The sequence below is a fragment of the Pseudomonas sp. PS02303 genome, assembly GCF_029959925.1.
GTDB classification, from domain to species: Bacteria; Pseudomonadota; Gammaproteobacteria; order Pseudomonadales; family Pseudomonadaceae; genus Aquipseudomonas; species Aquipseudomonas mandelii.
Window position 1 is genome coordinate 1 of the sequence record NZ_JASCOM010000193.1, and the last position, 11283, is coordinate 11283.

An 11283-nucleotide genomic window follows, 5' to 3' on the forward strand; every position below is an offset into this window, starting at 1 on the left:
ATTTTCCTCGACTTTGGCCCTTTCACCCGGCGCCCCCCGAAACACCCAAGTGTTGCGGGGAAGTGGCGGATCAGGAATGTATCTTCCGCGAAATCTCTTCAAACGTGGCGCCATCTACGGCAGCCAACAGCTTTTTGTCATCATTGAGCGTCGCCAGAAAGGTCACTTCGGTCTCCTTGCCGGCCAACATGAACCCGGCGAGGGCGCCGATGGGCCCCAGCAACATCGCGCCCGCCACGCCGAAGCCGATGGCGTCCTTGATGTTGTTGATCGATTCCTGGTTAGCGACTTCCACACGCTTGAACGCTGAGAGCGGGAGGGTGATGCCGGGCCACGGGTGCAGCGACGTTCTAAGGGTAAAAACGCCGTCTCTGTACTCTCCATCACCCTGCAGAAAGTCCCCCGCCAGGACAGTGATGCTTGCCATTTTGTTTTCCCCTGACTGGCAATCGGTGAATCACCATTTCGCACCCGCCTGCAATGGCCGTCAATCGTCGGGCGATGAACTGTTCCGGCCGGGGCATCTATGCTTGTCTCAGGTTGCAACACCTGTCGCGATATTAGACGCAGGCGAACCCGCCCAGCCTCGATTCGCGGGCCTTGTCTTCGTGTAAGTACTTGATAAGAAAGGCTGTCGTCAAGCTGGCACGCTCCGTGTATTGCTCATTGCAGACGTTTCTCTTGCCTCCGTCAGCGGTGCGCCGCCGACGGCAGAAACCATAAAAACGATAAGCCACAAAAATAAGAAAGCACTGTGCGAGGTTCGACGTTGATGAAGAGAAGACTCCGATCAGGCCTGAGCGCCAGTCTGCTGGCCGTGGCCGCGTGTGTGGCGCTGCATTCGCCATACAGCCTGGCAGCCCGCGACGCCCAGACCATCCTCAAGGAAACCTGTCAGGGCTGTCACACCCCCGAAGCTGACAATGCCCTGAGCCGCATCAGCCACCAGCGAAAAACCCCGGAAGGCTGGCTGATGAGCATCGCCCGGATGCAGACCATGCACGGTTTGCAGATCAGCGATGACGACCGCCGCACTCTGGTCAAATACCTGGCCGACACCCAAGGCCTGGCGCCGAGTGAAACCGATGGCGTGCGCTATGCGCTGGAGCGCCGACTCAATACCGTCGAGAAGTTCGACGATCAGACCAGTCAGATGTGCGGCCGCTGCCACTCCGGTGCGCGGGTTGCCCTGCAACGGCGTCCGGCCCAGGAATGGGAGCGCCTGGTGAACTTCCACCTCGGCCAATGGCCGTCACTGGAATACCAGGCGCTGTCTCGTGACCGCGACTGGTTCGACCTGGCTCGAAAAGACATGGTGCCGCTGTTGGCCAAGCGTTACCCGCTGGATAACCCGGCCTGGAAAAAATGGCTGGGCAGCGCGCCGAAAGCCGAGTCGCTGGTCGGCGACTGGAGCTTCAGCGGCCACTTGCCGGGTAAAGGCGAACTGGCCGGCGTGATGAGCGTCACCGCCGATGGCAGCGACACCTTCAAGGTCGGCGTCAAAGGCCAATACGCCGACGGCAGCCCGTTCAATGGCGAGGGCAGCGCGATTCTCTACACCGGTTACGAATGGCGCGGCAACGTGACCATCGACGGCGTGACCATGCGCCAGGTGTTCGCGGCCCAGGGCAATGCCATGCAGGGGCGGATGTTCGAGGCCGAGCACGATGAGCGCGGTCTGGACTTCGTCGCCACCAAACACGGCAGCAGTCGTTTGCTGGCGGTGCAGCCGGGTTATCTGAAGGCAGGTACCGAAACTGAAGTGACCCTGATCGGCAGCGGTCTCACCGGTAAACCGAACTTCGGCAAAGGCGTGGACGTGGTGGAAGTCGTCGAGCAAAGCCCTGATCGCATCAAGGTCAAACTCAAGGCGGCCGGCAACGCCCAGCCGGGGCTGCGCAACGTCACCGTTGGCACGCTGAAAGGCCCGACCCTGTCGGTCTACAGCAAGATCAACCAAGTCAAAGTCGTGCCCGAGTTCTCGGTGGCACGGATCGGCGAGGGCGGTGGTTCGACGCCGAAAGTCCAGGGCCGTTTCGATGCCGAAGCCTGGGGCAAGGGTGCAGATGGCAAGCCGTATCGCATCGGCGTGTTCCCGGCGCAGTGGTCGGTCGAAGCCTTCGACGATCGCGCCAAGGAAGACGAAGACGTCAAGTTCGCCGGCACCATGCAGGCCGACAGCGGCGTGTTCACACCGGGCGATGCCGGGCCGAACCCGCAACGCAAGATGTCCACCAACAATGCCGGCAACCTCAAGGTGATCGCCGCCGTCGACGACGCAGGGAAATCCCTGACCGGCGAAGGCCACATGATCGTCACCGTGCAACGCTGGAACAATCCACCCATTCCATGAGTTGGCTGATCCCTAAGGCTTCAGACACTTTTTCGGAATGACCGCAGGCCCCGTAGAACGGGGTTTGCACAGGAGGTTGCAATGGGCGCTATTTTGAATCTGGTCGAACGGAACCTGCACGAAGTGCACGTCGATGCCGACCGCATGCTGTTTCACATCCCCAGCAGTTCGCTGTTCGCCAGCGATGAGCTGACGGGCACCATCATCGATACCTTGCGTGGTCCCGGCTGTTCGTCGGAGGACCTGATCCAGCGCCTGGCCTCGCGTTTCAACGGCGAGGAAATCACTGAGACCCTGCGCGAGCTGATGTCCCTGGAACTGGTCAGCGACGGCTCGCCGCTGACCCCGGACATCGGCACCAAACGGGTCGAGCGCACGGCGATCAATACCGTGGTGCTCAACGTCAACACCGGCTGCAATCTGAGCTGCACCTACTGCTACAAGGAAGACCTCGACAAGCCGTCGGCCGGCAAGAAAATGGACGTCGAAACAGCCGTCGCGTCGGTGGAAATGCTGCTGCGCGAATCGCCGGATGAAGAGCGCTTCACCGTGGTGTTTTTCGGTGGCGAGCCGCTGAGTAATCGCAAGCTGATCGAGTACATGGTCGACTATTGCGAGAAGCGCTTCCGCGAGGCGGGCAAGTTCGTCGAGTTCGTCATGACCACCAACGCGACGCTGCTCACTGAAGAGACCGTGGACTACCTGAATGCCCACCGTTTTGGCCTGTCAGTCAGTATCGACGGACCGAAAACCGTGCACGACCGCAACCGCATCACCGTGGGCGGGCAGGGCACTTACGACGTGGTACGGCGCAAGGCCGAGATGCTGCTGTCGCGCTACAACAGCCGTCCGGTGGGTGCCCGGGTCACGTTGACCACCGGCGTCACCGACGTCGAAACCATCTGGGATCACCTGTTCAACGAACTGGGTTTTGCCGAGGTCGGCTTTGCCCCGGTGACCTCCGGCGACATCAGCACCTTCAACCTCTCCAGCGACGAGCTGATCGAAGTCTTCGCCAGCATGAAGAGACTTGGTCGGCGTTACCTGGAAGCGGCTCTGGAACACCGCAACATCGGTTTCTCCAATCTGCACCAGCTGATCACCGACATCCACGAAGGTCACAAAAAAGCCCTGCCTTGCGGCGCGGGCCTGAAGATGCTGGCAGTGGATCACAAGGGCGAACTGAACCTGTGTCATCGCTTTACCGGGTCGAGCCTGCCGACCTTCGGCAACGTCCACAGCGGTGTAAAACAGGTGGAGTTGAATGACTTCCTGTCCCAGCGCCTGGACCGTACCAACACCGGCTGCGAAGACTGCCAGATCCGCAACCTGTGCTCCGGCGGCTGCTACCACGAGAGTTACGCCCGGTACGGCGACCCGACCCACCCGACCTATCACTACTGCGAACTGATGCGTGACTGGGTCGACTTCGGCATCGAGGTCTACACCCGGATCATGGCCCACAACCCTGCGTTTATCAGCAGCTACATCACTCCGCGCAAGGCTCACTGATATGAAACATCTCAAGGCAATCAATAACAAAGCGTTGAAACTGGATGAGGCCGCGGCCGAAAACCGTATCGAAGAAGTGGTGGCGATGAGCTCTGTCGCGGGCTGTGCCTCGACCACTGACCCGGGTTGGGAAATCGATGCGTTTGGCGGGGTGTCGTCGCTGTGCCAGCCGATGGAAGCCGACCTGTATGGCTGCTCCGACCCTTGCTGGTGGCCTGCCCAGGTGCCCGACATGATGAGCACCTACCCGGACTGGAACAAGGATGCCCAGGCGTCCAACGACAACTGGCGCAACCTCGGCACTGTCTTCCCGAAAGACAAGTGATCGGACATGAAGAAGGATTCCAGCATGCATCGCATTAAAGCCTGCGGCCTGGCCGCGTTCGCCGTCCTGAGCGTCTGTTCAATCAACGTTCTGGCCGATGAAAACACTGCATTACAAGCGGGTCACGAGTACATGGTGACCACCAATTACCCGAACAACCTGCACGTGCTCGACCTGGCGACGGACACCTTGTTCAAGACCTGCAAGATGCCGGACGCCTTCGGTCCAGGCACTGTGCAGTTATCGCCGGATCGCAAGACCGCTTACGTGCTGAACAATCACTACGCGGATGTCTACGGCGTCGAGCTGGACAGCTGCAAGCAAGTGTTCCACGCCAGCATCACCCAGAAACCTGGGGAGAAAGCGAAGTCGATGTTCGCTTTTACCCTCAGCCACGACGGCAAGGAACTGTTTGCCATCGCCAACCCGACGTTGATGCTCAACGACCGCTACGAAGTGCAGCAACCGCGGCTCGATGTCTATGCCACCGACGCCGGCATGGACGCCAAGCCCGTGCGCAGTTTCCCGGCGCCACGGCAGCTGACCATCATGCAGAGCGGTGACGACGGCACGCTGTACGTGGCGGGGGCGGATGTCTATAAGGTCGACGTGAAGACCGGCAAGTTCGACGTGCTGATCCCCAGTCGTCACTGGAAACGGGCGAACTACAGCGCGCCGGACGTGCTTTACGTGTGGAACCAGCAGACCTATCGCCATGATTTCTCCCTGCTCTACACCGCCGCGAAATTCAAGGACAAGAAACAGGATCCGGCCACCGCTGAATACCTCTACGGGCTGTTCAGCATCGACCTGAAAACCGGCAAGACCGAAACCACCGACTTCGGCCCTCTGACGGAAATCTACTTCAGCGGCATGCGCTCGCCCAAGGATCCGAACCTGATGTTCGGCGTGCTCAACCGCCTGGCCAAGTACGACATCAAGGAGAAGAAAATGCTCCAGGCGGCAACGCTGGATCATTCCTACTACTGCATTTCCTTCAACAAGGACGGCAGCAAGATCTACCTGGCGGGGACGTTTAATGATGTGGCGATCTTTGATCCGGAAAGCATGAAACAGATCGGCAACATCAAGTTGCCGGGGGGGGATATGGCGATCACGACGGCGCAGATATTTGTCCGGTAACGTGTGGCGTCTGAACTGACGCCTTCGCGGGCAAGCCTCGCTCCTACACGGTCGCCTCGCACCCAATAGTGCGATCACTGCGAACCTGTAGGCGTGAGGCTTGCCCGCGAAGAGGCCCTCAGCGTCACCGAAGTGTTACACCCCAGGTACCGGGCAACCCATATCCCCTTCCTGGCACTTCAGATAATTCTTGAAAGTCTCCACCCGCGCCTTGGTCAATTCAGTCACGCAGTTGCTGTAGATCAGCGGATACACACTCCCGCCTTCCACCCCGGCACTCGCGAACTTGCACTCGGCATCCCGAAACGCAATCCACGAACGCTGTGCCCCGAGCAGCAGCTTTTTGCTGTCCGGGTTGCTCTTCAAGCGCTGGGTGATCTGCTGGTAAAGCGCATTCAACTCTTTGTCCGTCGCCTTGTGCTGCTGCGCCGCGCATTGATTCATCGTGGCCTGGTCGGTGGCGTTGTCACAGTCCGCCGCGTGGGCGACGGTGGTGAACAGCAAAGGGGTCAGGGCCAGGAGGAAGCGTGGGTGCATAGTGATTCTCGCTGTGATGGGTAAACGTTGAGATGCAGTGTAGCGAAGAGGGTGGTCAACCAATAATGAAGTCAGGTGTAACCTCTTTAGCCAAGGGGCTTGCCTGCGTCAACGGTCCGCGTACTGTGCCAGGCATTCGGCTGCGAGCCAGAACTTCCCACTGGAAATGCAGCCGAATATTTCAGACATGCTTGATAACAACGCCCCCTTGATACAACTTTAAGGTTGGTCTTGTGGTCTTACAGGCCTACTGTTCAGTACAGGAGGTGACTTATGAACCCAGCATCAGATCGCATCGAAAGGAAAATCCTGCTCAAAGTACCGCGCTCGCAGGTGTGGCGCGTGCTGGCCAATGCCGAGGCCTTCGGGCAGTGGTTTGGCGTGGCGCTGGAGGGCAAGCGCTTTGTCGCCGGTGAATGGACGCAGGGGCAGATTACTTACCCGGGTTATGAGTACCTGCTGTGGAATGTGCTGGTGGAGCGGGTCGAGCCGGAGCGGGTGTTTTCGTTTCGCTGGCATCCCTATGCGGTGGAGCCGGACACCGATTATTCCCAGGAACCCACCACGTTGGTGAAGTTCGAGCTCGAAGACATGGATGAGGGCACGTTGCTGAAGGTCACCGAGTCCGGTTTTGATCACATCCCGCAGACGCGCAGGCTCAAGGCGTTCCGTATGGACAGCCGTGGCTGGGATGAGCAGATGAGCAATATCGAAGAATTTCTGAAAACCGGCGCCAAGGCTCACGAGCGTCAGGAAGAGTAAAGGCTGCATGTTTGAAACCTGGTTGAAACGCTGGGCCCTGGTGCCGGACGGCGAACCGATCATCACGCCCGGCAGTTGTTTGCTGCCGGTACGGATGGGTGATTTGCCGGCCATGTTGAAGGTCGCCGTCGATGCCGAGGAAAAGTTCGGCAATCTGCTGATGACCTGGTGGGACGGCGAGGGCGCCGCACGGGTTTACGCTCATCATGGCGATGCGTTGGTGCTGGAACGTGCCGAGAGCGATCGATCGCTGATGCACATGGCGCTCAACGGCCAGGATGACGAGGCCAGCCGGATACTGTGCACAGCGCTGGCTCGTTTACACGCCCCGCGTTCATCATCGCCGCCGCCCCTGATTCCCTTATCGTCATGGTTCGCTTCCTTGCACATGGCCGCCGAACAGCAGGGCGGCACTTACTTGCTCAGTCTGAAAGCCGCCGAAGCGCTGCTCGCCGAGCCGCAGGATGTGGTGGTTTTGCACGGCGATATGCATCACGACAATGTTCTGGATTTCGGCCCGCGAGGCTGGCTCGCTATCGATCCGAAACGGGTGATCGGCGAGCGCGGGTTCGACTACGCCAACCTGATCTGCAATCCCGATTTGCCGACGGCTAATGATCCGCAGCGCTTCAAAAAACAAATCGAGGTCGTGGCTCAGGCCGCGGGGCTGGAGCGTCAACGGCTGCTGCAATGGGTGTTGGCGTTTGCCGGGTTGTCGGCGGCCTGGTTTCTCGAGGATAAGGATGAGCTTGCGGCGCAAGGACAGCTGCAGGCCGCTGAACTCGCGGCTTTCATGCTGGTTGGCTGACGCGTCTAAGGGTTTTCGGAAGGGCGGGTATAGCGAATGTCTTACACGCGATGGTAGCTATGTCGTCTATTGCACATTGGATCCGAAGCGTAATCTAGCCTCATCAACTGAAGCACAGGAAGTGCTCCAGGATCACGGATGATCGACCATTAGCAAGGATTCGCTGCCGACAGGGAGTCGATATGGTCTTGGGAAAACCCGCTTCGGCGGGTTTTTTTTCGCCTTTTGAAAACTGTAGTGTTCGTGTGGATTTTTGATCTTATGGTCAAAGGCTTACACCGGCTGACGGGTATGTCGTCTTTTGGTGCTTCACCATTGCGCTTATTCTGGATCCATCAACTGAAGCACAGGGAGTGCTCAGGATCAGGGATGATCGACCATTGGCCAGGATGGCTGCCGACAGGATGTCGAAAATGGTCTTGAGAAACCCGCCGAAGCGGGTTTTTTTTCGCCTGTCGAAAAGTACTGCTACAGCCTGGCCGCCGCCCGTCCAGTGATCTGCGCCCTTTGCTGCAGGGATGGCGCCGCCCGCCGATGCGCTTCTGCCAATACGCTCGGCGGCGCTGTTTCGGGGCTGCCGGACTGGAACGGCGGTGCCGGCGCGTATTCCAGCTGCAACTGCACCAGCTCGGCCGTGTCCTTATCGAACAACTCGGCCGCCAGGGTCAGGGCAAAATCGATCCCTGCGGTAATCCCGCCACCGGTCAGCAGATTGCCGTCGCGCACGACGCGATCCTTCACCGGTATTGCCCCCAAAGGCCCCAGCAATTCGTGATAAGCCCAGTGCGTGGTCGCGCGTTTGCCTTTCAGCAGACCGGCCGCGCCGAGCACCAGCGCGCCGGTGCACACCGACGTGACATAACGCGCGTTAGCCGCTTGGGCCTTGATAAACGCCAATGTCTGCTCATCCTCCATCAACGGCCCGACGCCGCTGCCCCCGGGAATGCAGATCACATCGAGTGGCGGGCAATCATCGAAGGTCGTGGTCGGCTTCAGCACCAGCCCGGTGCTCGAAGTAACCGGCACCAGGTCCTTCCAGATCAGATGCACCTTCACGTCCAGCAGCGAGGCCAGCACGTCGTAAGGGCCGGTGAGGTCCAGTTGTTGAACCTGTGGAAACAACAGAAAACCGATCTGCAACGTCATGGTGTTTTCTCATGAGGTGGGTGGACGGCTTCACTTTAGGCTCGTAGGATCTGGCGTATACGCCAATAACCCCACGAATTACGCCAATATGCCAAAAACCATTCATGTGCTCGCGTTCGCCAATGTGCAATTGCTCGACGTCACCGGGCCGTTGCAGGTGTTTGCGTCGGCCAACGACATCGCCCGTCAACAAGGCTTGCCGGCGCCCTACGCGCCGACGGTAATTGCCAACGGTGGCGGGGTGGTGATGTCGTCGGCGGGGCTGGCGCTGTTAGCCGAGCCGTTGCCCGAGCAAGGCAGCGACACCTTGATCATCGCCGGTGGTTGGGGTGTCTACGCGGCGGCGGAGGATGAATCGCTGGTGGCCTGGGTGCGTGAACATGCGACGGCATGTCGGCGGGTTTCATCGGTGTGCACCGGGGCGTTCTTGCTGGCGGCCAGTGGTTGGCTTGACGGTCGGCGTGTGGTGACTCACTGGACCCGTTGCGAGCAATTGGCGCAGAAACATCCCCGGTTGCGGGTCGAGCCCAACCCGATCTTTATCAATGACGGCCCGGTCTGGACCTCGGCCGGCGTTACGGCCGGCATCGATCTATCATTGGCGATGGTCGAAGAGGATCTCGGTCGCACCATGGCCCTGGACGTCGCTCGGCAACTGGTGGTGTTCCTCAAGCGCCCGGGCGGTCAGTCGCAGTTCAGCGTGACCTTGTCTCTGCAAAAGGAAGGCAGCCGGTTCGATGAACTTCATGCCTGGATCAGCGAAAATCTCACCATGGACCTGGGCATTCCGACACTCGCCTTGCAGGCCGGCATGAGCGAACGCAGCTTCGTTCGCCATTACCGCGCCGACACCGGCCAGACGCCGGCGCGGGCCATCGAGCTGATCCGGGTCGAGACCGCGCGACGCTTGCTCAGTGATACCGGTCTGCCGATCAAACGGGTGGCGGTGCAGTGCGGGTTCGGCAGTGAAGAAACGCTTCGCCGCAGTTTTCTGCGGGCCATGGGCGTAACGCCGCAAGCCTATCGCGAGCGGTTTTCTGTCAGCGCTGAAGCAGATCCAGTAATGCCTTGAGCGTCGCTTCGGGTGCTTCTTCGGGAATGTTGTGGCCGACGCCCGCCAGCACTCGCCGCTCATAAAACCCGGTGAAATGTTCGATGTCCTCATCAATCTCCTCGGCCGGTCCGACGCCATCGTCGGCACCACACAGGGAAATCGTCGGGACGCTGATCGACGGTTGCCGGGTCAGCGCTTCTTCCATCCACGCCAGTGCCGGGTCCCCTGGCGCGTACATGAAGCGGTGACGGTACGAGTGAATCACCACCTCGACGAAATCCGGGTTGTCGAAGGCCGGCGCGCTCAGTGGGTAGCGCTCAGGACCTTTGGCCCAGGTCGGTGACCATAATTTCCAGAGCAATTCGCACAAGTCCCGGCGATTTTTCGTCAGGCCCTCGACACCGCGCGGGGTGTGAAAGTAATACTGATACCAGAGGCGATGCTCGGTTTCCGGGGCCTGTGGCTGGGTGGAGCCGGGAATATTCTGCAGGTTGTAGCCATCGCCCGTCACCAGACAGCGAGCCCGCTCCGGCCAAAGCGCCGCGACGATGCACGCCGCCCGACCGCCCCAGTCGTAGCCGCAAAGGGCGGCCTTCGGGAGGGCCAGCGCGTCCATCAAGTCCAGCAGATCCTGGGCGAGGGCAGCTTGCTGGCCGGAGCGCAGGGTGTCGGGGCTGTTGAAGCGGGTCGGGCCGTAGCCGCGCAGGTACGGAACGATAACGAGGTAGCCCCGAGCGGCGAGGGCCGGGGCGATTTCGTCGTAGCCGCGTGGAGAGTAAGGGAAGCCGTGAAGGAGGAGGATCGGGTCGCCGGTGGCAGGGCCGTGTTCTTCGTAGGCGACCGTCAACGTCGGGGTCTTGATGTTCTGGATCAACGCTTCAGTGTTCATCGGACACTCCAGAGGTGTTTGTCAGACGGATGATGCAAAGAGACCAGGTTCCGCCAACTCAGACTTCGACTTCGGCCACCTGATTGAAGTACTTCGACCGGTCCGGCGTAAACGTCACCACCATCCTCGTCCGCGAACACGTCAGAGGCCGCTCTTCACCCAGATCAACATCCAGATCCTCCCCACGCAAACCCTGCCACTGGGCCAGGTATTTGAGGGATCCGTACTTTTCGAGTTTCTTCAGGCTGCGACTCACGCCACCTTTCCAGCCCAGCACCGGCAACTCACCGACGAGGCAGCGTTGGGCGAGTTCGGGGAAACGGGCGGCGCGTTGGCGGCCGATTTCCCAGCATTTGATGAGGCCTTTGTCGTGGGCCTCCCACAGTTCATCGCGGTTCAGGCCTGAACGCAGAGGGGTGTCGATGGGGCGATGGATACGCTGGCTCATTCTGGTTCCTTGAATTCGGGTTTTATCGGGCAGCTCCGCTGCACCCGTTGACGGTGGATGGTAGGGGGGGATGTAACGGCTGGCAACAAACGTTTTCGGGCTGTTGGAATGAGCGGTTTCGGGTGATTGGTCAGGTTTGTTTAATGGTTGTAGGAGTCTGGACCCTACCGCTCACTTTTTTCGCTGGTATTCAGCCAGTCCTGTGCGATGGCTGATGACGTCTTCGCGAGCAGGCTCGCTCCCACAGGTTTGGTGTCGTTCACAAATAGCGTGTTTGACACAAATTCTGGGGGAGCGAGCCTGCTC

12 protein-coding genes are annotated in these 11283 nt (G+C 59.9%); 7 read left to right on the forward strand and 5 right to left on the reverse strand.

The genetic code is table 11. The features are described 5' to 3' along the window. Positions 1-70 precede the first annotated feature (70 nt). Positions 71-427, reverse strand: a complete 357-nt coding sequence (locus QMX98_RS26680; RefSeq protein WP_083374665.1) for a hypothetical protein — start codon at positions 425-427, stop codon at positions 71-73. Between the two features lie 345 nt (positions 428-772). Here QMX98_RS26680 and peaA point away from each other — a divergent pair, with 345 nt between their 5' ends. From peaA to peaD, 4 genes are all read left to right on the forward strand, one after another. After that, positions 773-2353, forward strand: a complete 1581-nt coding sequence (gene peaA / locus QMX98_RS26685) for a quinohemoprotein amine dehydrogenase subunit alpha (protein ID WP_282411619.1) — start codon at positions 773-775, stop codon at positions 2351-2353. Positions 2354-2434: 81 nt separating this feature from the next. Next, the gene (gene peaB, locus QMX98_RS26690) at positions 2435-3865 is read left to right on the forward strand and encodes a quinohemoprotein amine dehydrogenase maturation protein (RefSeq protein ID WP_010458403.1); all 1431 of its coding nucleotides are present in this window, start codon (positions 2435-2437) and stop codon (positions 3863-3865) included. Between the two features lies 1 nt (position 3866). Then, complete coding sequence (gene qhpC / locus QMX98_RS26695) at positions 3867-4190, forward strand: quinohemoprotein amine dehydrogenase subunit gamma (RefSeq protein WP_008027961.1); 324 nt, start codon at positions 3867-3869, stop codon at positions 4188-4190. Between the two features lie 24 nt (positions 4191-4214). Further along, positions 4215-5333, forward strand: a complete 1119-nt coding sequence (peaD, locus tag QMX98_RS26700; RefSeq protein ID WP_200668019.1) for a quinohemoprotein amine dehydrogenase subunit beta — start codon at positions 4215-4217, stop codon at positions 5331-5333. Between the two features lie 135 nt (positions 5334-5468). On the opposite strand, the gene QMX98_RS26705 is transcribed toward peaD, so the two are convergent. After that, positions 5469-5870: a lysozyme inhibitor LprI family protein gene (locus QMX98_RS26705; protein ID WP_282411620.1), complete on the reverse strand. Its 402-nt coding sequence runs from the start codon at positions 5868-5870 to the stop codon at positions 5469-5471. Positions 5871-6143: 273 nt separating this feature from the next. Here QMX98_RS26705 and QMX98_RS26710 point away from each other — a divergent pair, with 273 nt between their 5' ends. Both QMX98_RS26710 and QMX98_RS26715 read left to right on the forward strand, forming a co-directional pair. After that, positions 6144-6632 carry an SRPBCC family protein gene (locus QMX98_RS26710; protein ID WP_010458415.1) on the forward strand — a complete coding sequence of 163 codons (489 nt, stop codon included), beginning with the start codon at positions 6144-6146 and terminating at the stop codon, positions 6630-6632. 7 nt (positions 6633-6639) lie between these two features. Further along, positions 6640-7440, forward strand: a complete 801-nt coding sequence (locus QMX98_RS26715; protein WP_282411621.1) for an aminoglycoside phosphotransferase family protein — start codon at positions 6640-6642, stop codon at positions 7438-7440. 468 nt (positions 7441-7908) lie between these two features. On the opposite strand, the gene inhA is transcribed toward QMX98_RS26715, so the two are convergent. Beyond that, complete coding sequence (inhA, locus tag QMX98_RS26720) at positions 7909-8586, reverse strand: isonitrile hydratase (protein ID WP_282411622.1); 678 nt, start codon at positions 8584-8586, stop codon at positions 7909-7911. An 88-nt stretch (positions 8587-8674) separates the two neighbouring features. Between inhA and QMX98_RS26725 the strand changes: the two genes are divergently transcribed. After that, positions 8675-9658 (forward strand): GlxA family transcriptional regulator, encoded by a 984-nt coding sequence (locus tag QMX98_RS26725; RefSeq protein ID WP_154911477.1) that lies wholly within the window; start codon positions 8675-8677, stop codon positions 9656-9658. Here the strand turns inward: QMX98_RS26725 and QMX98_RS26730 are convergent. Both QMX98_RS26730 and QMX98_RS26735 read right to left on the reverse strand, forming a co-directional pair. Then, positions 9627-10529: an alpha/beta hydrolase gene (locus tag QMX98_RS26730; RefSeq protein ID WP_282411623.1), complete on the reverse strand. Its 903-nt coding sequence runs from the start codon at positions 10527-10529 to the stop codon at positions 9627-9629. The genes QMX98_RS26725 and QMX98_RS26730 overlap by 32 nt on opposite strands. Before the next feature lie 58 nt (positions 10530-10587). Further along, on the reverse strand, positions 10588-10977 hold the full coding sequence (locus tag QMX98_RS26735) for a hypothetical protein (protein ID WP_083374659.1): 390 nt from the start codon (positions 10975-10977) through the stop codon (positions 10588-10590). Positions 10978-11283 lie beyond the last annotated feature (306 nt).

What these genes read in the sequence shown, in the direction of transcription:
- QMX98_RS26680 (WP_083374665.1), bottom strand. Translation starts at nt 427, where the DNA reads ATGGCAAGCATCACTGTCCTGGCGGGGGACTTTCTGCAGGGTGATGGA.
- peaA (WP_282411619.1), top strand. Translation starts at nt 773, where the DNA reads ATGAAGAGAAGACTCCGATCAGGCCTGAGCGCCAGTCTGCTGGCCGTG.
- peaB (WP_010458403.1), top strand. Translation starts at nt 2,435, where the DNA reads ATGGGCGCTATTTTGAATCTGGTCGAACGGAACCTGCACGAAGTGCAC.
- qhpC (WP_008027961.1), top strand. Translation starts at nt 3,867, where the DNA reads ATGAAACATCTCAAGGCAATCAATAACAAAGCGTTGAAACTGGATGAG.
- peaD (WP_200668019.1), top strand. Translation starts at nt 4,215, where the DNA reads ATGCATCGCATTAAAGCCTGCGGCCTGGCCGCGTTCGCCGTCCTGAGC.
- QMX98_RS26705 (WP_282411620.1), bottom strand. Translation starts at nt 5,870, where the DNA reads ATGCACCCACGCTTCCTCCTGGCCCTGACCCCTTTGCTGTTCACCACC.
- QMX98_RS26710 (WP_010458415.1), top strand. Translation starts at nt 6,144, where the DNA reads ATGAACCCAGCATCAGATCGCATCGAAAGGAAAATCCTGCTCAAAGTA.
- QMX98_RS26715 (WP_282411621.1), top strand. Translation starts at nt 6,640, where the DNA reads ATGTTTGAAACCTGGTTGAAACGCTGGGCCCTGGTGCCGGACGGCGAA.
- inhA (WP_282411622.1), bottom strand. Translation starts at nt 8,586, where the DNA reads ATGACGTTGCAGATCGGTTTTCTGTTGTTTCCACAGGTTCAACAACTG.
- QMX98_RS26725 (WP_154911477.1), top strand. Translation starts at nt 8,675, where the DNA reads ATGCCAAAAACCATTCATGTGCTCGCGTTCGCCAATGTGCAATTGCTC.
- QMX98_RS26730 (WP_282411623.1), bottom strand. Translation starts at nt 10,529, where the DNA reads ATGAACACTGAAGCGTTGATCCAGAACATCAAGACCCCGACGTTGACG.
- QMX98_RS26735 (WP_083374659.1), bottom strand. Translation starts at nt 10,977, where the DNA reads ATGAGCCAGCGTATCCATCGCCCCATCGACACCCCTCTGCGTTCAGGC.